This window comes from Flavobacterium sp. UBA7663 (genome assembly GCF_002483315.1).
GTDB lineage: Bacteria > Bacteroidota > Bacteroidia > Flavobacteriales > Flavobacteriaceae > Flavobacterium.
Genome location: NZ_DLHR01000016.1, coordinates 106,606 through 132,673, shown reverse-complemented (window position 1 = coordinate 132,673; position 26,068 = coordinate 106,606). Strand labels below are relative to the sequence as shown.

Annotated in this window: 28 protein-coding genes; 12 read left to right on the top strand and 16 right to left on the bottom strand. The window is 32.1% G+C overall.

The genetic code is table 11. The annotated features are described in order from the left end of the window. Positions 1-47 precede the first annotated feature (47 nt). From B2741_RS06985 to B2741_RS06975, 3 genes are read right to left on the bottom strand one after another with little or no spacing between them, the layout of a single operon-like run. On the bottom strand, positions 48-737 hold the full coding sequence (locus tag B2741_RS06985) for an SIR2 family NAD-dependent protein deacylase (RefSeq protein WP_291136795.1): 690 nt from the start codon (positions 735-737) through the stop codon (positions 48-50). A 52-nt stretch (positions 738-789) separates the two neighbouring features. Beyond that, the gene (locus B2741_RS06980) at positions 790-1,575 is read right to left on the bottom strand and encodes an anti-sigma factor (protein ID WP_291136792.1); all 786 of its coding nucleotides are present in this window, start codon (positions 1,573-1,575) and stop codon (positions 790-792) included. After that, positions 1,568-2,098, bottom strand: a complete 531-nt coding sequence (locus tag B2741_RS06975) for an RNA polymerase sigma factor (RefSeq protein WP_133606187.1) — start codon at positions 2,096-2,098, stop codon at positions 1,568-1,570. Before B2741_RS06975 ends, B2741_RS06980 begins: the two co-directional genes overlap by 8 nt. A gap of 54 nt (positions 2,099-2,152) precedes the next feature. Here B2741_RS06975 and B2741_RS06970 point away from each other — a divergent pair, with 54 nt between their 5' ends. Beyond that, on the top strand, positions 2,153-2,818 hold the full coding sequence (locus tag B2741_RS06970; RefSeq protein WP_291136788.1) for a TrmH family RNA methyltransferase: 666 nt from the start codon (positions 2,153-2,155) through the stop codon (positions 2,816-2,818). On the opposite strand, the gene B2741_RS06965 is transcribed toward B2741_RS06970, so the two are convergent. The 4 genes from B2741_RS06965 to B2741_RS06950 all read right to left on the bottom strand — a co-directional run bounded on the left by B2741_RS06965 (position 2,808) and on the right by B2741_RS06950 (position 9,119). Further along, positions 2,808-5,186 (bottom strand): hypothetical protein, encoded by a 2,379-nt coding sequence (locus B2741_RS06965; protein WP_291136785.1) that lies wholly within the window; start codon positions 5,184-5,186, stop codon positions 2,808-2,810. The two genes, B2741_RS06970 and B2741_RS06965, sit on opposite strands and share 11 nt — an antisense overlap. Positions 5,187-5,189: 3 nt before the next feature. Further along, positions 5,190-6,350, bottom strand: coding sequence for a WG repeat-containing protein (locus B2741_RS06960; RefSeq protein ID WP_291136782.1), 1,161 nt, complete (start codon positions 6,348-6,350; stop codon positions 5,190-5,192). An 8-nt stretch (positions 6,351-6,358) separates the two neighbouring features. Then, complete coding sequence (locus B2741_RS06955; protein ID WP_291136779.1) at positions 6,359-7,132, bottom strand: carboxypeptidase-like regulatory domain-containing protein; 774 nt, start codon at positions 7,130-7,132, stop codon at positions 6,359-6,361. Positions 7,133-7,217: 85 nt separating this feature from the next. After that, positions 7,218-9,119 (bottom strand): DEAD/DEAH box helicase, encoded by a 1,902-nt coding sequence (locus tag B2741_RS06950; protein ID WP_291136776.1) that lies wholly within the window; start codon positions 9,117-9,119, stop codon positions 7,218-7,220. A gap of 182 nt (positions 9,120-9,301) precedes the next feature. Between B2741_RS06950 and B2741_RS06945 the strand changes: the two genes are divergently transcribed. Beyond that, positions 9,302-9,916 carry a trimeric intracellular cation channel family protein gene (locus B2741_RS06945; RefSeq protein ID WP_291136773.1) on the top strand — a complete coding sequence of 205 codons (615 nt, stop codon included), beginning with the start codon at positions 9,302-9,304 and terminating at the stop codon, positions 9,914-9,916. Here the strand turns inward: B2741_RS06945 and B2741_RS06940 are convergent. Beyond that, positions 9,885-10,466 carry a non-canonical purine NTP diphosphatase gene (locus B2741_RS06940; RefSeq protein WP_291136770.1) on the bottom strand — a complete coding sequence of 194 codons (582 nt, stop codon included), beginning with the start codon at positions 10,464-10,466 and terminating at the stop codon, positions 9,885-9,887. The two genes, B2741_RS06945 and B2741_RS06940, sit on opposite strands and share 32 nt — an antisense overlap. 235 nt (positions 10,467-10,701) lie before the next feature. Here B2741_RS06940 and B2741_RS06935 point away from each other — a divergent pair, with 235 nt between their 5' ends. After that, entirely contained in the window at positions 10,702-11,961 is a 1,260-nt protein-coding gene (locus tag B2741_RS06935; protein ID WP_262317530.1) for an aminotransferase class I/II-fold pyridoxal phosphate-dependent enzyme, read from the top strand. Positions 11,962-12,012: 51 nt separating this feature from the next. Here the strand turns inward: B2741_RS06935 and B2741_RS06930 are convergent, their stop codons facing one another. Continuing rightward, positions 12,013-13,131 (bottom strand): GTP cyclohydrolase, encoded by a 1,119-nt coding sequence (locus tag B2741_RS06930; protein WP_291136767.1) that lies wholly within the window; start codon positions 13,129-13,131, stop codon positions 12,013-12,015. 1 nt (position 13,132) lies between these two features. Continuing rightward, positions 13,133-14,101 (bottom strand): transporter, encoded by a 969-nt coding sequence (locus B2741_RS06925; protein WP_291136764.1) that lies wholly within the window; start codon positions 14,099-14,101, stop codon positions 13,133-13,135. 107 nt (positions 14,102-14,208) lie between these two features. Here B2741_RS06925 and B2741_RS06920 point away from each other — a divergent pair, with 107 nt between their 5' ends. The 6 genes from B2741_RS06920 to B2741_RS06895 all read left to right on the top strand — a co-directional run bounded on the left by B2741_RS06920 (position 14,209) and on the right by B2741_RS06895 (position 20,483). After that, positions 14,209-14,463 (top strand): DUF4834 domain-containing protein, encoded by a 255-nt coding sequence (locus tag B2741_RS06920; RefSeq protein WP_133606205.1) that lies wholly within the window; start codon positions 14,209-14,211, stop codon positions 14,461-14,463. A gap of 90 nt (positions 14,464-14,553) precedes the next feature. Then, positions 14,554-17,004, top strand: a complete 2,451-nt coding sequence (locus B2741_RS06915) for a YfhO family protein (RefSeq protein ID WP_291136759.1) — start codon at positions 14,554-14,556, stop codon at positions 17,002-17,004. A gap of 59 nt (positions 17,005-17,063) precedes the next feature. Then, positions 17,064-17,228, top strand: coding sequence for a hypothetical protein (locus tag B2741_RS06910; protein ID WP_291136757.1), 165 nt, complete (start codon positions 17,064-17,066; stop codon positions 17,226-17,228). Further along, the gene (locus tag B2741_RS06905) at positions 17,225-17,692 is read left to right on the top strand and encodes a hypothetical protein (protein WP_291136754.1); all 468 of its coding nucleotides are present in this window, start codon (positions 17,225-17,227) and stop codon (positions 17,690-17,692) included. Before B2741_RS06910 ends, B2741_RS06905 begins: the two co-directional genes overlap by 4 nt. 7 nt (positions 17,693-17,699) lie before the next feature. Then, positions 17,700-18,992, top strand: coding sequence for a glycosyltransferase family 4 protein (locus tag B2741_RS06900; protein ID WP_291136751.1), 1,293 nt, complete (start codon positions 17,700-17,702; stop codon positions 18,990-18,992). Positions 18,993-19,019: 27 nt separating this feature from the next. Further along, on the top strand, positions 19,020-20,483 hold the full coding sequence (locus tag B2741_RS06895; protein ID WP_291136749.1) for a lipopolysaccharide biosynthesis protein: 1,464 nt from the start codon (positions 19,020-19,022) through the stop codon (positions 20,481-20,483). A gap of 62 nt (positions 20,484-20,545) precedes the next feature. Here B2741_RS06895 and B2741_RS06890 read toward each other — a convergent pair whose 3' ends face one another. From B2741_RS06890 to B2741_RS06880, 3 genes are all read right to left on the bottom strand, one after another. Then, on the bottom strand, positions 20,546-21,217 hold the full coding sequence (locus tag B2741_RS06890; RefSeq protein ID WP_291136746.1) for a hypothetical protein: 672 nt from the start codon (positions 21,215-21,217) through the stop codon (positions 20,546-20,548). A gap of 197 nt (positions 21,218-21,414) precedes the next feature. After that, positions 21,415-21,741 (bottom strand): CCC motif membrane protein, encoded by a 327-nt coding sequence (locus tag B2741_RS06885; protein WP_291136743.1) that lies wholly within the window; start codon positions 21,739-21,741, stop codon positions 21,415-21,417. 11 nt (positions 21,742-21,752) lie between these two features. Continuing rightward, on the bottom strand, positions 21,753-22,043 hold the full coding sequence (locus B2741_RS06880; protein ID WP_291136740.1) for a DUF2752 domain-containing protein: 291 nt from the start codon (positions 22,041-22,043) through the stop codon (positions 21,753-21,755). Between the two features lie 110 nt (positions 22,044-22,153). Here B2741_RS06880 and B2741_RS06875 point away from each other — a divergent pair, with 110 nt between their 5' ends. After that, positions 22,154-22,351 carry a hypothetical protein gene (locus B2741_RS06875; RefSeq protein ID WP_153199548.1) on the top strand — a complete coding sequence of 66 codons (198 nt, stop codon included), beginning with the start codon at positions 22,154-22,156 and terminating at the stop codon, positions 22,349-22,351. Further along, entirely contained in the window at positions 22,335-22,895 is a 561-nt protein-coding gene (locus B2741_RS06870; RefSeq protein ID WP_291136736.1) for a Smr/MutS family protein, read from the top strand. Before B2741_RS06875 ends, B2741_RS06870 begins: the two co-directional genes overlap by 17 nt. 96 nt (positions 22,896-22,991) lie before the next feature. On the opposite strand, the gene B2741_RS06865 is transcribed toward B2741_RS06870, so the two are convergent. Continuing rightward, positions 22,992-23,498 carry a hypothetical protein gene (locus tag B2741_RS06865; protein ID WP_291136733.1) on the bottom strand — a complete coding sequence of 169 codons (507 nt, stop codon included), beginning with the start codon at positions 23,496-23,498 and terminating at the stop codon, positions 22,992-22,994. 122 nt (positions 23,499-23,620) lie between these two features. Here B2741_RS06865 and B2741_RS06860 point away from each other — a divergent pair, with 122 nt between their 5' ends. Further along, positions 23,621-24,742, top strand: coding sequence for a cysteine desulfurase family protein (locus B2741_RS06860; RefSeq protein ID WP_291136730.1), 1,122 nt, complete (start codon positions 23,621-23,623; stop codon positions 24,740-24,742). Positions 24,743-24,990: 248 nt separating this feature from the next. Here B2741_RS06860 and B2741_RS06855 read toward each other — a convergent pair whose 3' ends face one another. Both B2741_RS06855 and pyrE read right to left on the bottom strand, forming a co-directional pair. Then, positions 24,991-25,383: an SRPBCC family protein gene (locus tag B2741_RS06855; protein WP_291136728.1), complete on the bottom strand. Its 393-nt coding sequence runs from the start codon at positions 25,381-25,383 to the stop codon at positions 24,991-24,993. A gap of 31 nt (positions 25,384-25,414) precedes the next feature. Continuing rightward, on the bottom strand, positions 25,415-26,062 hold the full coding sequence (gene pyrE / locus B2741_RS06850) for an orotate phosphoribosyltransferase (RefSeq protein WP_133606230.1): 648 nt from the start codon (positions 26,060-26,062) through the stop codon (positions 25,415-25,417). Positions 26,063-26,068: the final 6 nt, after the last annotated feature.

Here is a 26,068-nt window from a genome sequence, read left to right as displayed (position 1 = left end):
AAATTTAGTAATTAGTGATTAGTTATGAGTAATTAGTTGAGAGTTTTTTACTTTAAATTTAAAAGTTCATCTTTTACAATTTTCATTCCTTCTACGGCTGTTAAAGGTAAAATTTTTAATTCGTTTGGCAAATCGTAAATGGTGGCGGGTTTTGGGTCGATGTAGTAGACAAGAACGTTTTGATCTACATAATTCATTAATCCAGCAGCAGGATATACTTGTAACGAAGTTCCGATAATAATCAAAATATCAGCGGTTTCTACAATCTCGATTGCATGTTCAATCATAGGAACATCTTCTCCAAACCAAACAATATGTGGTCGCAATTGATTGCCTTCCAAATCGAAATCGCCTAAGTTTAAATCGTGTTTCCAATCAATTACGAAATCTTCGTTTGAAATGCTTCTCGCTTTTAATAATTCGCCATGCAAGTGAATAACTTTATTACTTCCAGCTCTTTCGTGCAAATCGTCTACGTTTTGGGTTATGATGTGTATGTCGAAATGTTCTTCTAATTCGGCTAAGATTTCGTGTGCTTTATTGGGTTTTACGGTTAAAAGTTGGGCTCTTCTTTTGTTGTAAAAGTCCAAAACTAATTCAGCATTTTTTCTCCAACCGATAGGAGAAGCAACTTCCATAATGTCATGACCTTCCCACAAACCATCAGCATCACGGAAAGTTTTGATGCCGCTTTCGGCACTAATTCCAGCACCTGTTAGTACTACAATTTTTTTCATTTTTCTTTTGCAATTTTAAAAAACAAATGCGCCATAAAGACGCATTTGAATATTATACTTTTCCTAAGGTATAGAGTTGTTCCATTGTAGGCCCAGCACTTCCTCCCGCAGGTTCTAATGTAATTCCGAAGGCTTGTGCTTCGTTTGCGTTTTCTACTTTAATTACTTTCGTTGTACTTGTAGCATACGAATCAAGCAATCCAATACTTGTAGGGGTTAAAACAGGTTCTAATTTTAAAGCCCATACTTGGTATACCATTCCTTCAGGAGGAGTTGGTAAGCCAGAAGCATCGATGTATACTTCTTTTGTATTTTTGTTGTAATAGGCTTTTGCATAAGCATTTGGAGCTACTTGTTGTCCAGCTAAAGCAACGGCAATATTACTTGTATCTCTTAAAATGGCTAAAACTTCTTCAGATTCTTTCTTCTTCAATTCTAAATCTACAATTGATTCTTGTAATAAGTCTTTTTGTGTAGAAACGTTATTCAAGGTTTCGTTCGTTTGATTTAATTTATAAAATTGAAGTCCGAAACCAACTACTAATACAGCTGCAGCAACCCAACCCGTATATTGTGACCAATTTGAACGTGGTTTCATAGTTACAACTTTGCTTCTTCCTAGTAATTCGGTTCTGATTTTTTCAAAATTGGTTGCCGATAAGTGAGGCGCAACACTGTGTGACAAATTAATGACTGCAGCTTCAATAGCCTTAATTTCCTCTCTCACTTCAGGATATTGTGCTGCCATTTGGTTGACTTCCGCAATTTCTTCATCGGAAAGTTTTCCAAATACATACAGTTCTAAAATACCTGATTCTATATATTCTCTACTATTCATTGATCATTAGTCTTAATTCATTCATACAATTTCTATTCTGTGTTTTCACGGTTCCTAAAGGAATCTCTAATTCATCAGACGCTTCTTGTTGGGTATACCCTTTAAAAAACAACAAATCAATTAGTTGGATGCACTTTGGTTTCAATTTCTTGATAAACTCTTTAATTCCAATCGCATCTATTTTATTGATGGCCTTCGAGTTATCGTCCAATATATGTACGAAATTATCGGTAGATAAGTTTTTTTGATTGTTGTTAAATCCTTTTGAACGTAATTTATCAATAGAAGTATTACGGGCAATATTCAACATCCAAGTGTACAATCGGCCTTTAGACGTATTGTAAGTGTCAATATTTTTCCAAATTTTAACAAAAACTTCCTGAAGCACATCCTCAGCTTCTTCTTTGTCTTTAATTAAATTGAAAATAATTCCGTATAAACTCTTCGAATAATTATCGTAGAGTAACGTAAAAGACCTATCGTCTTTTTTAAGCAATAGGGGTAAAAGTTCTTCTTGTGTCATGCAATTTTCTTTTTTTGTCTAAAATAATAAAAAAAGTAGTATTATTTTTGCAATATGGAGAAATTTAATCAAGACTTGTTAACATATTTAGAAGGTTTTATTACTGAAAATAGAAAAGAAGGCTTTTTAAGAGTATTAAAAAACCGAACAAAGCATTTTACAGTGGCGATGGAAGATGTGTTTCAATTGCACAATACAAGTGCTGTAATGCGAAGCTGCGAAGTATTTGGTATTCAGCAATTAAATGTGGTTGAACAGAAATTTGGTAAAAGTATCGATAAAGAAATTGCTATGGGAGCTGAAAAATGGGTCGATATCAATCGTTTTTCTTCCATTCAGGATTGTATTACTAATTTAAAAGGAAAAGGCTATCAAATCATAGCAACTACACCACATAATGATTCATGTTTATTGCATGAATTTGATATTACAAAACCGTCTGCTTTATTTTTCGGGACTGAGCGCGATGGTTTATCGGAAGAAGTAATGCAACAAGCGGATGGTTTTTTAAAAATTCCGATGGTAGGTTATACCGAAAGTTTGAATATTTCAGTTTCTGCAGCTATTATTATTCAGGATGTGACGAATCGTTTGCGTCAATCGGATATCCATTGGCAATTAACAGAAGAAGAAGTTTTAGACAAGCGTTTAGATTGGACTCGAAAATCTATAAAAGATATTGAGTTTATTGAGAAAAAATATTGGGAAACTATTGCTTAAAATCGTCTTTTAATACGGGGTATTTTTTGATGATTTCTTTGAAGATTAAACTTATGTTTTCTTCTTTAAAATAGTTTTTTTCAAAAAATTGATGCAAAACAAAATATTTTTCTAAATTTCCAAATGAACTTTCAAATTTTTCATTTTCATAGCTTTTTACCAATTTTAATCCATCTTTTTTAGACTCTTCATTTTCAAGTTTTAACATAGTTAAAATTAGGTAATTCATTTCAAAATCAGGAACTTCATTTTGAATTTTGGTTAGCTGTTCGATTGCTTTTTCATCATCTAAAAGTTCGTTATATAGCTGTTGAATGCATGTATTTGAAAATGAACTAGTGTATTGTTTTGATTTACTATAATTATTTAAGATATAAACTATCACATCTTGTGCTTCATCTATTTGGGAAGTAAAATATAAAAGGGGTAAAATTTTCTCTAAAGCGCTAAAATTCTTTTTAGATTTTAGTATTGGAATTACCATTTTAGATTGATTACTTACATAAGTAGAATCTAAATCATTGATGTTAGAAATCTCAATTTTTTCATAATAGTTTTTATTAGTTTCGGTTAATTTTTTTAGATAAGCATCTAAATATTCTTTTCCACCTTTTTGTTTTGTAATTATGAGTTTAATTTCATTTAAGTCTTTGTTAGCCTGATTTTTTTGTAAAACAACATCTAAATATTGTTCAGATTCTTTTTTGCTTTCTTGTGAAAATACACTAAAAAAGTTTTCAAAATAGGTTGAACCGTGTTCTAATTTATAACGTAAATTGCCACTAAAAAGTTCAGAATCATAGTCATTTTTTGATTTAATGATTTTTGAAATTGCTAAATAATCAACTGCAAGTTTAAAATAAGAAGTGTAAAAATATTGTAAATTGTTTTCACTAACTTTTTCGTTGTTGATTTGGATGCAATCTAAACCATTGCGAAGTATTGTTGCCGAACCCGGAAATTTGTCTTTTAAAATATTAATTTGGGTAATGAATTTTTGAAACCCTTCATCGTTTTTTAAATCTAAATAGTTAAAGAAATAGCGAGAATCATCATGATATAAAGGATTTTTTTCAAGAAATTGAATGAACGATTCTACAGTTTCGTAATCTTTTCTTTCTGGTTTATCTTGAAAACTTCCAAAAGCATATTTCAAACTTTGCAATGATTTGGCATAATATGATGAAAAAACCATCAAGCCATAAAACGCGTGAATGTCTTCAATTGATAAGTCTTTTATGGTTTCAAGTTCTTCATTTAATTTGGATGAATTCTTGTCAATTTCTGCAAATTGATGTTCTTTTAAAACTGATTTTATTTTTTCTACCAATTCTTGTTTACTTAATGAAGTAGAAGAGAAGCTTTGTTTAAACTCTTTTGAAAAAGGAATTGGTTTTAATAATCCTTTCATCATGAATCCAAAATCAGGTTCACTTGGCAAGGAAAACACATTTAATAAAGCTTTTATTTTTGAAATTTCGGTTACATTTTTTTCGAAAGAAAGAATTTTGTTAATTGAAGACTCTACCTCAGAAACTTTAATTTTCTTATCCGAGTTATTGTACTCCAATAAAAGAGCTAGAACCTTTTCGGTTGAAGTATATGTTGACGTTTTTGCTTGCTCATCATTTATTTCTTTAATGAGATTTTTGTATTTTTTAGATTCACTTTTATTTAAAGTGTTTTTTAAGATTTCTAACTCAAATAAAGACTTGTTTTTTTGATATAATTCAACAACTTTATCTAATAATTCATTTTCAGAATATTTTTTTTCTTCTGAACGAAAGTCATTCTTTTTCAAAAAGTCGAGCTTCATCAAAGAAAAATAAAGTTTGTCTTCATGGGTAACATTGGGCAAACTAATTAAACTGTCTAACGTTTTTATAGATTGTGGTTTTTGCTCTTTAATTTCGTTCCACATATTAGCATCTCTATAATTCAAAACAACTCTAAGTTTTAGCTTTATCGGATTATAATTTGCAGTATATTTTTTTTGAAATGCCACTAATAATGCATCATATTCAGTGGTGTTGTTAGTGTAAAAACTAAGCCAAAGTTTAGCAAAATCTTTTTCTTCTTCAGAAATTTCAGCATTATTAATTATGGAAATGGCTTTTTCTTTTCCTAATGTATTATGAGTTAATAAAGCTTGAATTTGTGTTGCTTTATCAATATTATTTTTAAAAAACTGAGTTTTTAAAAGTTCTTGAGCATTTGCGTAATTTCCATTTGGCGATGCTAAAGAAATAGCATAATTCATTTGATAGGAACTAGAATTACAATCAAAGAAATAATCGTTTAAAAATTTAATTTGTGCATTAGAAGGTGTTAGAGATAAAATTAAAAAAAGAATAAAGTACTTTTTCATTTGTTAATCTTTAAAAAATTCGACACCATTTTCGCCCACAATTCCTTTCCCTTTTTCGGTAGTTACTTCAAAAAGTCCAAATTGCCATCTATTAGTAATTTGAATACCATCTAAACTTTTGATTGACAAATATTTTGGTTGTATGTATGGGTAAATTGTATTGAAAACGATGCAACCTTTTTTATTTTCTTTCTCTAAAATATATAATCTAGTTTTATTATCGTATTCTATTTTATCAAATTCATTTTCTAAAAGCACTTGATTACCTTCTTTTACTAAACCATATTTTTGATTTGATTTAACCAAGAACACATATTTATCTTTATCAATGCTAAAATATTTGATTTCGTCATGTTTTGGTGCAACCATTTCTTCTTGATTGGTAAGATTTACGACTCCCTTTTTTTGATTCAAGGTTACATAAACATATTTACTGTATTTATCAAATTCACCTACAACATCATATTTAGATTCTAATTTCTTTTTAACATCCTTATAATCATAAGATGATGCTTCACTAACTGAAACGTCACCATAAATTTTATCCGCGCCGTAGGCGTCAGATTTATTGATAATTCTGGTATCGTAAAACTTTTTTTCTGCCAGCATGCCTTTAGCTACCCAAACAAATTTTGTATTTTTCTCATCTTCATCATCCCATGATGGTCGAATTCTTACATATTCTATTGGAATAATAAGTTTACCTAACGAATTTATTAATCCTGAAAGTTTTCCTTTTTGAACTTCATAACTATCATTTTCCGAAACGGTAATTTTGTCATACAAACAACCAATAATTTCTTTGTTTTTATGAAATAAACCAACTTTTCCTTTTTTAAAAACCCAAAAATGATTCGGATAATCTTTATTTAAATAAATCGAATCGTAAGGATTAAGTTCAGGTAATAAAAGTTTTTTATTTTGGTCAATTACATAAAAGGTTTTATTAGATTTTACAACATATCTTGAAGCAAAATTATTGTTATAGTCTATTATAAAGTGTTTAATTTCTTTGTATAAGGGTTTAACCTTAATGTTTCCCAAAGTATCAGATAAACCCCAAAGATTTTTATCACGGTAAGGAATTAGAACTTTATTGGATTGACTTTGAGCTTCAGCTTGAAACACAATAAACAAAAAAACAATTTTTAAAAACTTAGCCATTCTGATAACTATTTATTCTTTTTTAATATTTTATAATCTTCATAACAAGCACTAATGGCATCCATGATTTGTAAGTCGTTTGCAGTTTGAATAAAATATTCTGAATAATTACAGTTTTGAAGAATTAATGGAATGTCATCTTTATTGATTTCTAATAAAGCGGCGAGTGTTTCTCTATCAAATTTAGTTGCTAAAAGATTACGAACAGTATCGTCTTTTTTCATTTCTTTTAGCTTCTTCATTTCCTTAGGTCGTTTACCAAAAATATTATATAGTAAATCAGCGGGATTAGAAATGGAGCCTAAAACTTTTGCAATTGCACCTGGTTTATATTCACCGCTTTCATAACCTGCTTTTAGCCCTGAAATGCTATAGCGATAAGAATCATCTGCAACCGGAATTAATCGTGTATCTACTTCAACAAATCCAGTTAAGTTGTATTTGGCAACAACTACTTCGTCTAAAACATACGCTTTTTCAGTCAAATAAATTTTAGTTGGATTTTGCCTTATCCAGTCGTTAGTTACTTTTACTTTTACGGTTTCGTAACCTATATACGTAAATAATATAGTGTCATTTACTTTGGCTCCAATTTCAAATGTACCACTCGGACTGGTTACAGTTCCTTTTACTCGTGAAGCATTTATAACGTGTACATTACCCATAGGGAGCTTTGTTTCGTTATGAATAACAGTACCTTTTAAGTTAGTCACAAGCGAATCGCTTTGTGAAAAACAAAAATTAGAAATTAGGGCAAAAAGAAAAACTACAAAATATCTCATTCTTTATTTATTGATTCAAAAATACGAATCTAAAGATGATATTTTGTAGTTTTCTATAAATTTATAAGAAAATTAACGAAAAATGTTAGCTTCTTCTTGGTCTTCTTGGTCTTGAAGAATCTCCAGTGCTTTCAGCACGTCTTGGTGCTCTGTCTGAAAATCCGCCTTCTCTTTTAGGAGCAGAACTACTTCTTTCGCCTCTAAAGCCGCCTTCCCTTTTTGGAGCAGAACCTCTGTCGCTACGGAAACCACCATCTCTACTACCTTCTCTTCTTGGAGCAGAACCACTTCTTTCGCGGTTAAAGCCACCTTCGCGTCTTCCACCACCAAAACCTCCACCAGAACTTCTTCCATTATGGTCACGTCTTCCGCCACCATCATTTTTAGAAATTTCAACGTTGATTCTTCTGCCGTTCATATCATATCCGTTAAGAACAGACATTACTTTGTCAGTATGTTCGCCATCTGTATTAAAGAAAGAGAAACCTTCTTTAACGTCTACTTTAAATACGTCATCTCTACCTAAATCTAAAGTTTCTTTGATAAAGTCTTTCAATTGCATCCAATCGAAATCATCTCTTGCTCCAATGTTGATGAAATAACGAACTGGATCACCTGCTCTAATTTCTCTTGGTTCAGAACTTCTTTCTCTATCATTTCCTCTTTCACCTGATAAATCACGTTTCGATTTGTAATAGTTGATGAATCTATTAAATTCAACAGATACCATTTTCTTAATTAACTCTTCTTTAGATAAACCATCTAAAACTTCATTAATAGCAGGTAAGTAATTGTCAATTTCGTGATCAACTTCTGTATCTTTAATTTTGTTTGCTAAGTGTAACAACTGAATTTCACAGATTTCAATTCCAGATGGAATTGTTTTTTCTTCGAATTTTTGTTGGATAATACGCTCAATTGAGTGTATTTTTCTGATTTCACTTTTCGTAATAATTACGATAGAAGTTCCTAATTTTCCAGCTCTACCAGTTCTTCCTGAACGGTGATTGTAAGTTTCAATTTCGTCTGGTAATTGGTAATTTACTACGTGAGTAATATTATCAACGTCAATTCCACGAGCCGCAACGTCTGTTGCTACAAGCATTTGAATTTGACGACCTCTAAACGATTTCATTACGCCATCACGTTGTGCTTGCGATAAATCTCCGTGTAATGCAGCTGCGTTGTAACCATCTTCGATAAGTTTTTCAGCAACCGCTTGTGTGTCTCTTTTAGTTCTACAAAATACAACCGAGAAAATATCTGGGTTAGCATCTGCTAAACGTTTTAAAGCTTCGTAACGGTCACGAGCATTCACACAGTAATATTCGTGAGATACTGTAGCCGAACCTGAGTTTTTGCTTCCCACAGTAATTTCTACTGGAGATGACATGAATTGTTTTGCAATACGTGCTACTTCAGCAGGCATAGTTGCAGAGAATAACCATGTGTTTTTCTCGTCTGGTGTGTCCGATAAAATGGAACAAATGTCTTCGTAGAATCCCATGTTTAACATCTCATCTGCCTCATCTAAGATACAAAAATCGATGTTTTTAATGTTTACAAGACCTCTGTTAATCATGTCTTGCATTCTACCTGGTGTAGCCACAATAATTTGTGCACCACGTTTAACTTCTCTAGCTTGTTCTGTAATGCTTGCACCACCATAAACAGCCACTGTATGTAACCCCTTTATGTACTTTGAGTATAATTTAATCTCGTTGGTGATTTGTAAGCATAACTCACGTGTTGGCGATAAAATTAATGCTTGTGTATTTCTATTCTCAGCATCAATTTTTTGAATTAGCGGGAAACCAAAAGCTGCGGTTTTCCCTGTACCTGTTTGCGCTAGGGCAACTAAATCTGTGTTTTGTTCCAATAGTACTGGAATCGCTTTTTCTTGTACTTCTGACGGATTCTCAAATCCTAGATCTTTAATCGCCAGCAGTAGCGACTCATTCAATCCTAATTGTTCAAATTTATTCATAAAATATTTTAAATTGGGTGCAAAGGTACGCTTTATAAATCACATAAACTAATTTGTTATATATTGATTTTCAATTTGTTACGTTTTTTGGTTTTTTCACATATTTTATAAAAAATGTTTTATTGCTAAAATTAGAATGGAAAAATTAGAAAGTAAGGTATTTTTGTATCAAAATAAGAACCATGTTTGAACTGTTAGACATTATTGGAACATTAGTATTTGCCATTTCAGGAGCTTTAACTGCTATTTATAAGAAATTGGATTTATTTGGTGTGTATTGTATTGCTTTTGTTACAGCTTTAGGCGGAGGAACAGTTCGTGATGTATTAATTGGAAGAACACCAGTAGGGTGGATGTTGGATATCAATTACATCTATATTATTACAACTGGTTTTCTACTTTCAATAATATTTAATCGTTACTTAGAACGTTTGCGTATATCGATGTTTTTGTTTGATACGATTGGACTAGGAGTTTTTACCTTAATAGGTTTAGAAAAAGGATTAGAGTTTGGATTAAGTCCTGTTGTTTGTGTGATTTTGGGAACTTTGACAGCTACTTTTGGAGGTGTTATTCGTGATATTCTGTGCAACGAAATTCCAGTTTTATTTCGAAAGGAAATTTATGCAACGCTTTGTATTGCGGGTGGAATTCTGTTTTTTATTTTGCAAAAATTACAAATACAAAGCGATATTATTTCGCTAATCGTAGCGGTTTTTATTATTTCGTTCCGATTGATTGCTTTTAAATGCAATTGGAGTTTGCCTATTGGGACAGTTTTTGTAAAAAAAGAATAAGTTCTTTCACTGCTATCCCTCTGTGACTGATGGTTGATTTTTCTTCCATGCTTAATTCGGCAAAAGTTTTTTCAAAACCGTCAGCTACAAAAATTGGGTCGTAGCCAAAACCATTGGTTCCAATTTTTTCTTCAATGATTTTTCCGTTGATGATTCCGGTAAATAAATTTTGTTTTCCGTTCAGATTTAAAGCAATCACCGTTTTAAAATTGGCTTTTCGATTCGATTTGTCTTTTAATTCAGACAAAAGCTTATCCATATTATCATTCGCATCTTTTTGTTCGCCTGCATAACGCGCAGAATAAACTCCTGGAGCACCATTCAAAGCATCAACTTCTAAACCTGTATCGTCAGCAAAACAATCGTAACCATATTTCTCGGTAACGTAATTAGCTTTTAAAATCGCATTTCCTTCAATGGTATCAGCTGTCTCTGGAATATCTTCGGTACAACCAATGTCTTCCAAACTCACAATTTGAATGGTATTTGGAACTAAAGCCTGAATTTCCTGAATTTTATTTTTGTTATTGGATGCAAATACGAGTTTCATGAAAGGTAATTTAGAAATGTAAAAGTACGAAACGTCTATAAAGTATAAAAGCCGATCTGGAGCGATCGACTTTTACGGTGAACGTGTAACCACATTTCTGTGTCGTTCGGTGCAAATGTAAGACCAATAATTCGATTATGAACTATTATTTTTATAATTTTTTTTCTAATCAAAATAAATTATAATAAAAGTATTTTTCTTTTTACTTTTGTCGAGTTTTAAACACCTATATATTATGGTAAAAGATTTATTCGAAAGAATTCAGAACAATAAAGGTCCGTTAGGAAAATGGGCTTCTCAAGCAGAAGGATATTTTGTATTCCCTAAATTAGAAGGCGAATTAGGTCCAAGAATGCAATTTCAAGGAAAAGATATTTTAAACTGGAGTTTAAATGACTACTTAGGATTAGCTAATCATCCAGAAGTTCGTAAGGCAGATACTGAAGCAGCAATGCAATTTGGTGCGGCTTACCCAATGGGTGCTCGTATGATGAGTGGTCACACAAAATATCACGAACAGTTAGAGCAAGAATTAGCTGCTTTCGTAATGAAAGAATCTGCTTATTTATTAAATTTTGGTTACCAAGGAATGGTGTCTATTATTGATGCTTTGGTTACTAAAAACGATATTATTGTATACGATGTAGATTCTCACGCTTGTATTATTGATGGCGTTCGTTTACACATGGGAAAACGTTTTACATACAAGCACAACGATTTAGAAAGTATGGAAAAAAACCTGCAACGTGCTACTAAAATGGCAACTGAAACAGGTGGAGGAATTTTATTCATTACGGAAGGTGTTTTCGGAATGCGTGGTCAACAAGGAAAGTTGAAAGAAGTTGTTGCTTTAAAAGAAAAATACAATTTCCGTTTGTTAGTTGACGATGCACATGGTTTTGGAACACTTGGTAAAACAGGAGCAGGAGCAGGAGAAGAGCAAGGTTGTCAAGACGGAATTGATGTTTACTTTTCAACTTTCGCAAAATCAATGGCAAACATTGGAGCTTTTGTAGCAGCAGATAAAGATATTATCGATTATTTAAAATACAACTTACGTTCGCAAATGTTTGCAAAAGCGTTACCGATGATTCAAACTATTGGTTCGTTAAAACGTTTAGAATTATTGCGTAATTCATCTGAAATTAAAGATAAATTATGGGAAAACGTAAATGCATTACAAAGCGGATTAAAAGAAAAAGGATTTAATATTGGCGATACAAACACATGTATTACACCAGTTTATTTAGAAGGTTCTATTCCTGAAGCGATGATAATGGTAAATGATTTACGTGAAAACTACGGAATTTTCCTTTCTATCGTGGTTTATCCAGTAATTCCAAAAGGGATTATTTTATTGAGAATGATTCCTACAGCTTCGCATACAATTGATGATATCAATGAAACACTAACAGCTTTTGAAGCTATTCGTGAAAAATTAGTAAACGGAACATATGCTAAAATTGCAGAAGCAAGTGTTCAAAATGTAGAATAACATTTATTAAGAATAACAAAAAAAGGGATTCAATTTGAATCCCTTTTTTTGTTATAACTCTTTTTTATAAGTTCTTCTTCTTTTATTAATTTTCGAATTAAAATGCTTCCATAAATTATGAATCGCATGATTTTCTTCTAATTCGGGAGTTCTTATGCAGGTTTCAATTCCTTTTGCTAAACAAACTTTGTAATATTCGTCAAAAACAATTGCTGTGACTCCTTTACTTTGGTATTCCGGTGTTATACCAATTAAATAAAAAACAATCTCTTTTGAATGTTTTCGAGCTTGTAGTAAATGATAAAATCCGAAAGGAAATAGCTTACCATTCGCTTTTTTTAGTGCTTGTGCAAAACCTGGCATCACAATGGCAAAAGCAATCATGTTATCATTTTTATCAACAATAAATTTGATAAATTCTGGATTGATAAAACCGATGTATTTCTTTTTGAAATATTCTTTTTGAATATCATTTATTGGAACAAACGATTGTAATTTGGCATAGGTTTCATTAAACAAATCAAACATTTTGTCCACATAAGGCATAATGTCTTTTGTTTTTGTGAAATTTAGACTACGTAACTCGTAACGTTTTTTTATCAATTCACTTGCTTTTTGAAAAGGTTCTGGATTTATGCCATTAAAAGAAAAATCACTTTCAATGTATTCTTTCTCTTTTATAAAACCAAGTTGTTCAAAATGAGTAATGTAATAAGGCAAACTGTACCAAGTAATCATATTACCCATTTGGTCAAAACCTTCGCTTAAAATACCAACTTTATCCAAATTTGAAAAACCCATAGGACCTTCCATGTGATCCATGTTGTGTTTACGTCCTAATTCTTCTACTTTATTTAAAAGTGCTTTCGTAACTTCAATATCGTCAATAGCATCAAACCAACCAAAACGAGCTTTTCTTTTTCCTAAAATATTGACTTCTTCCCAATTTATGATTGCGGCAATTTTACCAACAATTTTGTTGTCTTTGTAAGCTAAATAAAAATGAGCTTCAGCTGTTTGAAGAGCTGGATTTTTTGTTTTGTCAAAAGTTTCTAATTCTTCAGCGATTATTGGCGGAATCCAGTATGGGTTGTTTTTGTATAATTCGAAAGAAAACATCACGTAATCTTTCATTTCTTTTTTGGTAAGGGCTTCTTTAATTGTTATCATTTTATTCTACTGCATCTTTTCTTTTCTTCGCTTCTTTTTCGCCTTTTTTCTTCATTTTTTTATCGGTCTTACTTTCTGTACCAGGTTTTGCAATTTGAACTTCTTGATATTGATCAGCAAAACGCCATGAAAAACCAATTCCAGCATTTAAGATTCCAGGAGTGTTTTTTAGGTTTTTTCCAAGAGAAGCATCAACTTGCATGTGTTTGTCAAACAAAAAGGCTGCACCAATTCTAAAAACACCATCACTGTAATAATCACCCATGTAACCTTGATTTTCAATAAAACCCGACCATTGCGCATTAAATCCTCTTGTTAAAGTAAGAATGTAGTTAATGGAGGCAAAATCAGTTCCTATTTTGTCATAGGTTAAGTTGGTCACTAAAACCCATCTTCCACCAAAATGATTTTGAGCAATTGCAGTTACTTTTGGACTAAAGCTTGGTTCTTCAATAGTGGCAGGAGCATAATTAAATGGAGTTTCTCCTACAGCAAAGTTAGCACCTGCATACATAGCAAAAGCTGGAATGAATTGTCTCCATTTGAACTTTTTATTGGCTTTCCAACTATATAAATTAGGCTTTTCTTCGTAATTTTTAAACGGATCATAAATCAAATACTTGGCTCCTAAAGTCAATTGTTTAAAACCACTTCTTTTTTCTTCGAATGCGCCTGAAGTAAGTTTGTCATTTTGATATTGAATTTCAGCTATAACTTCTAGTTCTTCTTTCCAAACGCCATAGCGGATAGCTAATTCTCCCATAAAGCCTTTTGCTTTATAATCTAAAAGACTATGATCTTCTGAAACATAAGTTACGCCAGCTTCGGTTTGAATAATTTTTTTTCCAACAGCAAATGCCATCATCGATTTTCCAGGACGATTAGAGTTGATTTCATCTGTAAATTGTCCAAATGAAACTTGAGACATAATTCCTAAAATTAGAACAAAAAGTGTTTGAATAGATTTCATAAAAAATGATTTATGTCCAAAAATAGTTATTTTATCATAATTTTAAGAAACAAATTTGAAGTTTTACCAACCAATATCTGTATTTTTGAATTTTAAATTTTATTAGCATGGAAATGGCTTCACTTACAGGAACTATAAAGGTTATATTTTATATTATTCTGTTTTATTATCTGTTTAAGTTTTTAATGCGAATTTTTGCTCCAATTTTAATGCAAAAAGCGGTGAATAAGATGCAAGAAAAAATGCAGGAACAATATAGACAACAACAAGAACAACAAAATAGAACTTCTCAAGCAAGCGCTCCAACCCCAAAACCTAAAAAGGAAGTGGGTGAATACATCGATTACGAAGAAGTGAAATAATTACTTGTTTAGCAAGATTACTCTCAAGGATATTTTAACGATATCCTTTTTTTAATTACTTTAGCGCCTTATATTCATTATTTACTACTTATGAAAAACATCAAAGCATTATATCCTCATTTATTGGTTTTAGTAGGGTTTATTTTGGTTTCCCTGATTTATTTTTATCCAGTTTTACAAGGAAATAAAATTTTTCAATCCGATATTGTTCAATATACAGGAATGGCTAAAGAACAAATCGATTTCAGAAAAGAAACAGGAGAAGAACCTTTTTGGACCAATAGTGCTTTTGGAGGAATGCCAACCTATCAATTAGGTGCAAAATATCCAAACGACGTAATTGGGATGTTAGACGATGCTTTGCGTTTTTTACCACGTCCTGCGGATTATTTATTCCTTTATTTCTTAGGATTTTATGTGTTGTTGATGGTTTTAAAAGTAGATCCATTAAAAGCGTTTTTTGGAGCGTTAGCATTTGGATTATCTACGTATTTGATTATCATTTTAGGAGTAGGACACAATGCTAAGGCACACGCAATTGCGTATATGCCAATGGTAGTTGCTGGAGTTTTATTGGTTTTCCAAAGAAAATATATAATAGGAGGTTTGCTAACTATGGTTGCGACTGCATTAGAAATTAATGCGAATCACTTCCAAATGACGTATTATTTATTGTTATTGCTAGCGATTATTGCAATTTATTATATTGTAATTGCTGTTAAAAATAAAGAATTCAAAGAATTAGGAAAAGTAATTGGAGTATTTGCTATTGCTGGAATTTTAGCCATCGGAGCGAATGCAACCAATTTAATGGCGACTTCAGAATATGCTAAGTTTTCAACACGTAATAATAGCGAATTAACCTTCAATCCAGATGGTTCTCCAAAGACGGATAGCAACGCTATGTCGTATGAATATATCACCGAATACAGCTACGGAGTTGCAGAAAGTTTAAACTTGATTGCACCTGGACTTTTTGGAGGTTCTAACAATGAAAATTTAGGAATTGAATCAGAAACGTATCAAAATTTTGTAGCGCAAGGCTATCCAGCGGACCAAGTGCAAGGTTTTGTAGAACACGCACCGGCATATTGGGGAGCTCAGCCTATTGTTGCAGCACCAGCATACATTGGAGTAGTAGTGTTTTTCTTATTCGTAATGGCATTTTTTGTTGAAAAACGAAACATCAAATATTTATTTTTAGCTGGAGCTATATTTTCGTTATTACTTTCATGGGGTAAGAATTTCAGTATTTTAACCGATTTCTTCATCAATTATGTTCCATTATACGATAAATTTAGAGCGGTTTCTTCTATTCAAGTAATTTTAGAATTGTGTGTGCCTGCTTTAGCAATTGTTGGGTTATACCAATTTTTTAAACAAGATGAAAAAGCTAAATGGAACGCCCTTTGGAAATCAGGAGCCATTACTTTTGGACTTTTAGTTGTATTGTTCCTGATTAAAGGAATGTTTACTTTTTCTTCTGCAAACGATGCGATGTATGCACAAGCGTATGGCGATGATTTCATTAGAACGTTAAAAATAGATAGAGCTGCTTTGTATACTTCTGATGTTTTACGTTCGATGTTGTTTGTAGGACTTACTTTTGCTGTTTTATTTTTGTTTGTAAAAAATTTGATGAAAGAAACTACAGCGATTATTATAGTTGGAGTTTTAATGGTTTTCGACTTGTTTATGGTAGATAAACGTTATGTGAGCAACAATCCAGACCAATTCAGAAGTGCAAGAGAAGTTGATATGCCATTTGAACCAACAGAAGCCGATCAAAGAATTTTAGCCGATACCACGCATTTCAGAGTTTTTGAAGTAGAAGGCGGAATGAGTAACGCTAGAACATCGTATTTCCATAAATCAATTGGTGGTTATCATGCCGCGAAACCAAGAAGAATGCAACAATTATTCGACTACCAAATCGCTAAAAATAACGTTCGTGTGTTGAACATGTTAAACGTAAAATACGTCATCCAATCCGATGAAAACGGACAGAAATTAGCTTTAGCCAATCCAGCAGCGAATGGAAATGCTTGGTTTGTAGAAGAAATTAAGTTGGTAAAATCTGCAAACGATGAAATGAAAGCGTTGGATACTTTGGATACAAAAAGAGTGGCTGTGTTTTCCAATGTAATTCATGATAAAAAATATCTGAAATCTCCTGGAAGAGCTATTTCAGAATTAGAATATGAAAAAGATTCTATTTCATCAATAAATTTAGTTTCATATAAACCAAACCATTTGAAATACATTTCAAATAATTCTAAAAATGGTTTTGCGGTTTTCTCCGAAATGTATTACAAAGATGGATGGAAGGCTACAATTGATGGAAAAGAAGCAAGAATACATAATGTAAACTACGTTTTAAGAGGCTTACAAATTCCAGCAGGAAAACATACTATCGAATTCAAATTTGAGCCAGAAGTTGTTAAAACAGGAAGTACCATCGCTTTAATGAGTTCTATCGGAATGCTTTTGTTGATTGGAGCTGGAGTTTATTTTGAGAGAAAGAAAAAGATTCAAGATTAACGATTTTTGATTTTTGAACTTGAATATTTTGTAAATTTGAAAGAATATCTATCAAAAAAATGGAGACAAAATTGAATCACGATAAACCCGAAAAGTTAGAAGCTAAGCGAATAGCAGAAGTAAAATTGCTCTCTTATGTAGAACGATTAGAGCGATTGATGGCTATTATTGAGCTTTCTTATACTTTAAAAAATGCACCCAAAATTTATCCAATTAAGAAATGATTACACAAATTTTAAATATTTGGAAATCTTTTCAAAAACATAATGTAAAGTACATCACTATTGGTGGTTTTGCTGTTAATATTTACGGTTATAACAGAAATACGGGAGATTTAGATATATTAATTGAGGATTCCATTGAAAACAGAAAGAATCTTAGAAAAGCATTTGTTGACATTGGTATAGGAGATTTTGAATCTATTGAAACTATGCAATTTATTCCAGGCTGGACAGATTTTACATTAGACTTTGGGCTTCGTTTAGACGTTATGACTTCTATAAAGGGTTTGGAGGATAAATCATTTGATTCTCTTTTGTCTGATGCTACAATTGTAATGATAGGAGATACTCCTGTTAATTTTATTGATTATAAAAATCTAGTCATTGCAAAAAAAGCAACAAACAGACTCAAGGATCAACTAGATTTAGAAGAATTAGGAAAATTAAATGACAATATTGAACCATAACTAAATTTTGAAAACCAAAAAAATACTCATCATATCATATTACTGGCCACCTGCAGGAGGCCCGGGCGTACAGCGTTGGTTGAAATTCGTCAAATATTTACCTGATTTTAATATTGAACCTCACGTTTATATTCCCGAAAATCCAACGTATCCGTTGATTGATGAGAAATTATTGAGCGAAGTTTCTGACAAAGCTGTTGTTGTCAAACAATCGATTTTCGAACCTTATGGATTGGCTTCTGTTTTTTCGAAAAATAAGACTAAAAAAATTAGTTCAGGAATCATTCCAAATCAGAAAAAGCAATCGTTTATTGAAAAAACAATGCTTTGGATTCGTGGTAATGTTTTTATACCAGATGCACGAGTATTTTGGGTCAAACCTTCGGTTAAGTTTTTGAAACAATATCTTAAGGAACATCAAATCGATACCATTATTACAACGGGTCCGCCTCATAGTTTACATTTGATTGGTTTGCAATTGAAAAAAGAGCTAAACATCACTTGGTTGGCCGATTTTCGTGATCCTTGGACTACGATTGGCTATCACAAACAATTAAAATTGAGTTCGTGGGCTGCCAAAAAACATAAAGATTTGGAGAAGGAAGCCATGACGACTTGTGACCGCCTTTTAGTAACTTCTCCAACTACAAAAACAGAATTTGAAGCGATTACTTCAAAACCAATCGAAGTGATTACAAATGGTTATGATGTGGAGAAAGTGATTAAAAAACCGTTGGATGAAAAATTCACTTTGGCACACATTGGTTCGTTTTTATCAGCCAGAAATCCAAGAATTTTGTGGAAAGCTTTGAAAGAATTAACCAAAGAAAATCCTGAATTTAAAAAACAATTCCAATTAAAATTGATAGGAGCGGTGAGTGCCGAGGTACTTCAAGCGATTAAGGAATTCAAGTTGGAAAAATATGTGAATTATTTGGGGTATTTGCCACATGATGAAGCCATAATCGAACAACGTAGTTCACAAGTGTTGTTGCTTATCGAAATCGATTCAGAAGAAACGAAATGCATTATTCCTGGGAAATTATTCGAATATATGGTTTCAGAGCGACCAATTATCGCCATCGGACCAGAACATGCAGATTTTGCTCAAATCATACAAGAAACCAATACGGGAACTTTCTTCAAATATGACGAACTAGAAGCTTTAAAAGCACAAATTCTGACTTATTTCGAACAATTCCAACAAAATAATTTAAAAGTATATCCTGTTGGTTTACAACAATACAGCAGAAAATCGTTAACTGAAAAGTTAGCCAAACTTCTGAATTCAAAAATCTAAAATCGTTAATCTTCAATCTTAAATCAAATGGGAATTGTCATCAAACAATCAATTAAAAACACCATCATTACCTATATTGGTTTTGGAATTGGTGCTGTTAATACGTTGTTTATGTACGGACAATTCTTGGGCGACACCTTTTATGGTTTGGTCGGATTTATTTTGTCAGCAGCCAATATTATGATGCCTTTGATGGCATTTGGAGTGCATAATACGCTAGTGAAATTCTACAATGAATACGAAACCGAAGAGAAAAAATCACAATTTCTAACGTTTGTTTTGGTTTTGCCATTGCTTATAATTCTTCCTGTAAGTTTGATAGGTTATTTCGGTTATCATCAAATAGCGGAATTATTATCGCAAAAAAACCCAATTGTATACGATTATGTATGGCAAATTCCTGTAATCGGACTTTGTATGGGGTATTTTGAGATTTTTTATGCTTGGGTAAAAGTACATTTGCAATCGGTTTACGGTAGTTTTGTGAAAGAGGTTTTGCTTCGTATTCTAATTTCGATTTTCTTATTCGCAGTTTATTTTGATGTGATTTCGCCACAACAATTCGTTTTTGCCCTGATGGGGATTTACTTTTTATCGCTTTTAGCTATGTTTTTATATGCGATGAAAGTCAAAATACCCCGATTTAATTTGGTTTTTCCTGATAATGCAAAAGCCGTTTTAATCTATTGTTTCTTTATTATTTTATCAGGAAGTGTAGCAAATATGCTATTAGATGTTGATAAATTCATGCTGAATTTTTACATCAACATCGATAATATTGCTTTTTATTCGGTTGCTATTTTTATTGCGACGGTTATTGCTGTACCAAGTCGTGCGATGCATCAAATTACGTATCCCATTACAGCTAAGTTAATGAGCGAAAACAAGCATGAGGAATTAAATGAATTGTACAAAAAGTCTTCGATTACGCTACAAGTTATTGGTGGTTTGATTTTAATTGGTATTTTGGTCAACATAAATGAATTGTATAGTGTTTTACCAACAGGTTATAGCGAGGGAATTGCTGTAGTTTTCTTCATAGGGATTTCTAAATATTTTGATTTGGTTTTAGGAAACAATAATGCTATTATTTTTAACTCAAAATATTATCAAGCGGTCTTATTTTTAGGATTATTTCTTGTTTTTCTGACGGTTTCTTTAAATATGATATTCATTCCGCTTTATGGCTTGAATGGAGCTGCCATTGCAACGTTAATTTCAATTACGTTATATAGTTTAGCAAAGTTACTGTTTGTAGTGCTTAAAATGAAGTTATTTCCGTTTACAAAAAAAACTATTGTAGCTTTGACTTTAACAATAGTAAGTTTTGGAGTGTTTTATTATTGGGATTTTAGTTTTCATCCTTTTGTAAACATTGTTCTGAAATCTATTTTAGTTACCTTGTTTTATGTGGGATTAAGTTATTATTTAAAGATTTCTTCAGATATTAATTTTGTGATTAATTCTGTTTTTAAGAAATTTTTGAAATAAAAAATCCTGCTTTATCTTTCCAGAATCCGCAGGATTTAAAAACAAACTTAACCAACCAATTTTTATTTTCTTTTAACTTCTAAAGTTTCTTTTTTGATTTCTTTTACGTCATCATCAGACATTTTTGCTTTAGAACCGTCTTTTCTATAGTAGTAATAGTCGTCGTCATTATAGTCGTCTCCATAATCATCTCCATAAACACCATTTCCACCTGAGTAATGAGTTCCAGGGTTGTAGTTATATCCGCCGTTAGCGTGGTTGATAAAACCATATACATCTACAATTCGTCCTCTTCTGTCGTAAACTATTCGCATGTTACCTACTTTAGTTACAGCAAAACTGTTATAACTCATATAAATAGTTCCAATACGTTTTACTCTTCCAAAAGCGTCGTAGTTGATGTAAACATTTCCTACGCGTCTTACTCTACCAAAGTTATCGTGTTCAACTCGTATACCTCTTTCTGAAGTTCCGTAGTAGATTCCTCTTGGAGCACCACTTGTTCCGTTGACTCTTGGTCTAACCGCTGGTCTTGTGTTGAAGTCAAATTCTCCATTTGGAAACAACATAAACTCAATTCCGCGTTCTTTAAAAATGATAGGTTCTGCATCTCTATAATCGATGTAATAACCTCTTCTATCTGTGTTGTCAGAAAAAACAGGGTTTTCTGACGCTAAAGCCATGTTCCCTACCAGAAGGATACTGGCTACTACTAAAAGTGTAATTTTTTTCATGATACAACAATTTAAAAGTTTGGCAACTTCATTTTAAAACTCGTTTCTAAAACTTGTTGCTTGATTAGGTATTTCCAATTGCTGTGCCAAACTCAAAAAAAGTGTTGTGAACGATTTGTTAATGAGTTGTTATTAAATAAAAAAAGAACGCTAACTTATTGATAGCGTTCTTTTTAGGAATGTAAAGAATATTGTTTTTATTGACCTCCGTATCTTCTCATCATTTCTTGTTGCATTTGTTCAATACCTTCCATTCCTAAAGTAGAGAATAAAAATATTACATAAATTAGATAAATAGCACCTAAAACAATACCTATTATGTTTAATATTTTACCAATTTTAAGATTGTTGTAATTGGTATATAAACTTGGATTCTCTGCATATAGTTTAGCATCTTTATTAGCTAAAACTAATCCAATAGCTCCAAGGATAATACTAATAATTCCATAACAACAACAAGTTAAGATTGAAAAAATCCCCAGAATAAGTACTGCGGTGGCATTAGGTAATTTTTGGTTTTCCATATTGATAAAGTTTAATTGGTTACAGTATTAAAATAGATTTTGATAAAATAAGCTATTAGAATTACAGCACCATTTAAAATAGCGCTAGCGATAACTAATTTAGCATAATTTCTTTTCTTATCCAATAGGTGTAAGCCTAAAAGAATAAAAAACAAACCTAAAGTGTAAATAGCAGGAAAGATTTTAAAGGCTTCATAAAATTCTCCTTCTAACAAAAAAGCAATGGCTCTTTGTGTGCCACAACCTGGGCACTCAACTCCAAAAAGTTGTTTGTTCATACAAGGCAACATATGTTCTTCCATAATACTTTTTGAAAGTTGAAAATTTGTTTTACAAGTTTACAAAAAAAAGTTCAAAAACAAATACTAATTTTAAAAACACTACTTTTGAAAACTTTATTAAAAGAAAAAATATGAAGCAATTTTTATACATTTTGATGTTTGCTGCAGTCGGAATTTTTGCCATGATTGAACAATCAAAACCAGCTCCAAATCGATTTATTATGATAGGGGCAATGGCTGTTTTTATGTTTGGATTATTTAGATTGATGAAGAAAATTCCATCTAAAAATGATGGAGAAAACGAAGAAGAAAATGGCACAGAAATTTGAAATAGGAGATAAGGTTGCGGTTTTAGACGACGACATCTCCGGAGTAGTAATTAAGGTTCAAAATAATGAAATTTCAGTGGAAACAACTGACGAATTCGTGATGACATTTTTTGTCAACGAATTAGTTAAAATAAACAATTCCAATGATTTAAGTGGTTTTTTCTCTACTCAAAGTTTAGGTTCGGTTTTAAAGGACAAAGAAGAGCCGAAAAAGCGCAGTTTTGTCAAAGAAAAGAAGTCGCGCAAGGATGAATTTGTCTTAGAAGTTGATTTGCATATCGAAAAATTAGTGCCTTCAAAACGAGGAATGAGCAACTATGATATTCTGACTTTGCAAATGGAAACAGCAAAAAGACAACTCGATTTTGCAATCAAAAATCGAATGCCAAAAGTGGTCTTTATTCACGGTGTTGGTGAAGGTGTTTTGAAAGCCGAATTAGACTTTATGTTGGGTCGCTATGACACCATTTCGTTCCAAGATGCGAACTATCAAAAATATGGTTTGGGAGCTACTGAAGTTTATATTAAGCAAAATGTGAAATAAGATTTTGGACTAAAATTTCACTTGAATTTCACTTCAAGAAATAAAAAAAGGACTACTCAATTTTGAATAGCCCTTTTACTTTTATAATATATTTTTCTATAAATCGGTTTCGTGATTTCCAAAATTATATTCCGTAAAACTAAACGAATTCGAACTTCCTGAAAAGTTTACATTTACAAATTTGATATTATGTGTATATCCAATAACGGTTATGCCGTCTACATCGTAAAGTGCATCTGTGATAATTTCAATTGTTCCACCAGTAGCATTCCATTCGTCTTGAACGACAGGAGTTGCAGGTGGAATAGTAGCACAAATATTATTTGAAGTAACAGTTCCTGAATAAATTCTGTAAATAATTTGATTGGTTGAACTCACGTTAACGATTCTTGGACTTCCATCTGGAGTTTCTACATTTTGAAAACTTGCTTCAGGAATATTGATTAATAACATTTCGTCTCCATTAATTTTAAAAATCAAATTATTATCTGTGCATTCTTGAATGTTTACCGTATCAAAATTGAAAGATTCTAACGTAATATCGCCATCATCACAGGCTTGTAGCATAAAAACTGAGGCTACTAAAACTATAAGTTTTTTCATGAATTAATCGAATTTATGCAACAAAAATAAAGGTTTTAATTTATTAATTTGCTAAATTTTGTTAATTTAAACGTGAATTGAATTTAAGACTTCCAAAATAAAATGATTTGTATCTTTGCGACATGAGAAAAGTGTATTTAGACAACGCAGCAACCACGGCTATTCATCCAGAAGTAATTTCAGTGATGATAGATGTGCTTCAAAACGATTTTGGAAATCCTTCTTCAACGCACAGTTTTGGGAGAAGTGCCAAGACTTTGTTAGAATCTTCACGAAAATCGATTGCTAAATTACTAAATGCACAAGCTTCTGAGATTATTTTCACATCAAGTGCCACCGAAGCTAGCAATTGGATTCTCACAAGTGCAGTTAAAGATTTGGGAATAAAACGCATTATCACGACTAAAATCGAGCATCATGCTACGTTGCACACAGTCGAACATTTAGCAAAGGAATTCGGAGTTCAAGTCGAGTATATTGACGTTTTACCAAATGGAAACATCGATTATCAAGATTTAGCGGCTAAATTACATTCAGATGTTCCATCATTAGTATCATTAATACACGTTAATAACGAAATAGGAACGATTTTAGACATCAAACGAGTTTCGGACTTATGCAAGTATGCAAAAGCACTTTTTCATTGCGATACGGTCCAATCTATCGGAAAAACAAATTTAGATGTGCAAGAGTTAGGAATTGACTTTTTAGTAGCTTCTGCACATAAATTTCATGGTCCAAAAGGAATTGGGTTTGCGTATTTGAAAAAGAATTCCATGCTACAACCGATGATTTTTGGTGGCGAACAAGAAAAAGGCATGCGTGCCGGAACCGAAGCCGTACATCAAGTCGTAGGAATGGCAAAAGCGTTAGAATTAGCTTATACTAATTTAGAAAACGACACCAATTACATTTCCGATTTAAAAAACTACTGCTTTTCAGAATTGAAAAAAGTATTTCCAGATGTCAAAATCAACGGAGAAAACACATTTTATAACCTTTTGAACGTCCAGTTACCTTTATCAGAAGAAAAGACTTCTATGTTGTTATTTACGTTAGATATGAAAGGTATTGCCGTTTCACGCGGAAGCGCTTGTCAAAGCGGAAGTATCAAACCATCGCACGTTTTAGCCGAGTTTTTATCTCCAGAAGAGACAAAAAAGCCAAGTTTACGAATTTCATTCAGTCATTTTAATACGAAAGAAGATATTGATTTGTTGGTTGAAGCTTTGAAAACAGCATAACTACTACCGTCACTTCGAGTGATTTTTAAAAGTAAAAATGCTAATTTTTGCTTTTAAAAATTGTATCGAGAACTATAGCAACGATTTTCCTTCTTTAGTTCTCGATACATTTTGTGTTTGTAAATCTTTTGCTTTACAAACACAAAACACTCGAAATGACGCTAGTGGAATTTCGATTTAAAACAAAAAAAAACACGAATTACATCAATTAAATCATGCAATTCGTGTTCAATAAGTTATTCAGAAAACTACAATTTCCCCATATTTTGAGCCAATGTCTCAATAAATTTTGTGATAGGCCCTTTGATCATCATTGCCATCATTGGGTTGAAATCACCTTCAAAATCTAATTGAACTTCTGTGTTATCCGCATCGATTGCGTTTAAGTTTCCAGTTAAGGTAAACGGCAATTTACTTGAAGCTGCTCCTAAAACGATTTGCGAATTTGGAGTTCCTCCTTTTTTTACCAATTTAATTTCTGGCATTCCTTTTAAACCAAATTCAAAGCAATTTTCGTCGATCACTTCAAATTTCGCGATATTTTCAGGCATTAATTTTTCAAAATTCTTTACATCGTTCAAAGCGTTGAATAAATACTCCGCCGATTTTGCTACGTTTACTTTTGGACTTTCTAAGTTCATATTTTTTTTATTTATTGTTGATCTTTTTTGTTTAAACTTCTACGTTCCACTCCGCTGGATTTGCGTTCCAAGCACTTAATGTTTCTAATTCGTTTTCTGAAACATATTGTTTGTCAACCGCTTTTTGTAACAAGTTTTCGTAATTACTTAGTGTGAAAACATCCAAATTCGCTGCTTCAAAACGTTCTTTTGATACTGGAAAACCATACGTAAAAATCGCTGCCATTCCTTTGATGTTAGCACCTTCGTTACGTAAAGCTTCAACTGCTAATAAACTACTTCCGCCTGTTGAAATTAAATCTTCTACGACAACCACGTTTTGTCCTTTTTGCAAGAAGCCTTCTACTTGGTTTTGTCTTCCGTGTTTTTTTGGTTCAGGTCTAACGTATACAAAAGGCAGTCCCATTGCTTCTGCAACAAGTATACCAATTCCGATAGCACCAGTTGCAACGCCTGCAATTACATCGGGTTTACCAAATTTTTCTTCAATATGTTTGGCAAATTCATCGCGAATATAATTTCTAACCGCTGGAAATGAAAGGATTATGCGGTTATCACAATAAATCGGAGACTTCCAGCCTGAAGCCCACGTAAAAGGATTTTTAGAATTTAATTTAATTGCGTTTATTTGTAAAAGCAATTCGGCTGTTTGTTGTGCTGTGTTGTTGTTAAAAATCATATTGCA

Bases quoted from the DNA above. Each gene is read 5' to 3' on its own strand.
- B2741_RS06985 (WP_291136795.1), bottom strand. From the start codon at position 737: ATGAAAAAAATTGTAGTACTAACAGGTGCTGGAATTAGTGCCGAAAGC.
- B2741_RS06980 (WP_291136792.1), bottom strand. From the start codon at position 1,575: ATGAATAGTAGAGAATATATAGAATCAGGTATTTTAGAACTGTATGTA.
- B2741_RS06975 (WP_133606187.1), bottom strand. From the start codon at position 2,098: ATGACACAAGAAGAACTTTTACCCCTATTGCTTAAAAAAGACGATAGG.
- B2741_RS06970 (WP_291136788.1), top strand. From the start codon at position 2,153: ATGGAGAAATTTAATCAAGACTTGTTAACATATTTAGAAGGTTTTATT.
- B2741_RS06965 (WP_291136785.1), bottom strand. From the start codon at position 5,186: ATGAAAAAGTACTTTATTCTTTTTTTAATTTTATCTCTAACACCTTCT.
- B2741_RS06960 (WP_291136782.1), bottom strand. From the start codon at position 6,350: ATGGCTAAGTTTTTAAAAATTGTTTTTTTGTTTATTGTGTTTCAAGCT.
- B2741_RS06955 (WP_291136779.1), bottom strand. From the start codon at position 7,132: ATGAGATATTTTGTAGTTTTTCTTTTTGCCCTAATTTCTAATTTTTGT.
- B2741_RS06950 (WP_291136776.1), bottom strand. From the start codon at position 9,119: ATGAATAAATTTGAACAATTAGGATTGAATGAGTCGCTACTGCTGGCG.
- B2741_RS06945 (WP_291136773.1), top strand. From the start codon at position 9,302: ATGTTTGAACTGTTAGACATTATTGGAACATTAGTATTTGCCATTTCA.
- B2741_RS06940 (WP_291136770.1), bottom strand. From the start codon at position 10,466: ATGAAACTCGTATTTGCATCCAATAACAAAAATAAAATTCAGGAAATT.
- B2741_RS06935 (WP_262317530.1), top strand. From the start codon at position 10,702: ATGGTAAAAGATTTATTCGAAAGAATTCAGAACAATAAAGGTCCGTTA.
- B2741_RS06930 (WP_291136767.1), bottom strand. From the start codon at position 13,131: ATGATAACAATTAAAGAAGCCCTTACCAAAAAAGAAATGAAAGATTAC.
- B2741_RS06925 (WP_291136764.1), bottom strand. From the start codon at position 14,101: ATGAAATCTATTCAAACACTTTTTGTTCTAATTTTAGGAATTATGTCT.
- B2741_RS06920 (WP_133606205.1), top strand. From the start codon at position 14,209: ATGGAAATGGCTTCACTTACAGGAACTATAAAGGTTATATTTTATATT.
- B2741_RS06915 (WP_291136759.1), top strand. From the start codon at position 14,554: ATGAAAAACATCAAAGCATTATATCCTCATTTATTGGTTTTAGTAGGG.
- B2741_RS06910 (WP_291136757.1), top strand. From the start codon at position 17,064: ATGGAGACAAAATTGAATCACGATAAACCCGAAAAGTTAGAAGCTAAG.
- B2741_RS06905 (WP_291136754.1), top strand. From the start codon at position 17,225: ATGATTACACAAATTTTAAATATTTGGAAATCTTTTCAAAAACATAAT.
- B2741_RS06895 (WP_291136749.1), top strand. From the start codon at position 19,020: ATGGGAATTGTCATCAAACAATCAATTAAAAACACCATCATTACCTAT.
- B2741_RS06890 (WP_291136746.1), bottom strand. From the start codon at position 21,217: ATGAAAAAAATTACACTTTTAGTAGTAGCCAGTATCCTTCTGGTAGGG.
- B2741_RS06885 (WP_291136743.1), bottom strand. From the start codon at position 21,741: ATGGAAAACCAAAAATTACCTAATGCCACCGCAGTACTTATTCTGGGG.
- B2741_RS06880 (WP_291136740.1), bottom strand. From the start codon at position 22,043: ATGGAAGAACATATGTTGCCTTGTATGAACAAACAACTTTTTGGAGTT.
- B2741_RS06875 (WP_153199548.1), top strand. From the start codon at position 22,154: ATGAAGCAATTTTTATACATTTTGATGTTTGCTGCAGTCGGAATTTTT.
- B2741_RS06870 (WP_291136736.1), top strand. From the start codon at position 22,335: ATGGCACAGAAATTTGAAATAGGAGATAAGGTTGCGGTTTTAGACGAC.
- B2741_RS06865 (WP_291136733.1), bottom strand. From the start codon at position 23,498: ATGAAAAAACTTATAGTTTTAGTAGCCTCAGTTTTTATGCTACAAGCC.
- B2741_RS06860 (WP_291136730.1), top strand. From the start codon at position 23,621: ATGAGAAAAGTGTATTTAGACAACGCAGCAACCACGGCTATTCATCCA.
- B2741_RS06855 (WP_291136728.1), bottom strand. From the start codon at position 25,383: ATGAACTTAGAAAGTCCAAAAGTAAACGTAGCAAAATCGGCGGAGTAT.
- pyrE (WP_133606230.1), bottom strand. From the start codon at position 26,062: ATGATTTTTAACAACAACACAGCACAACAAACAGCCGAATTGCTTTTA.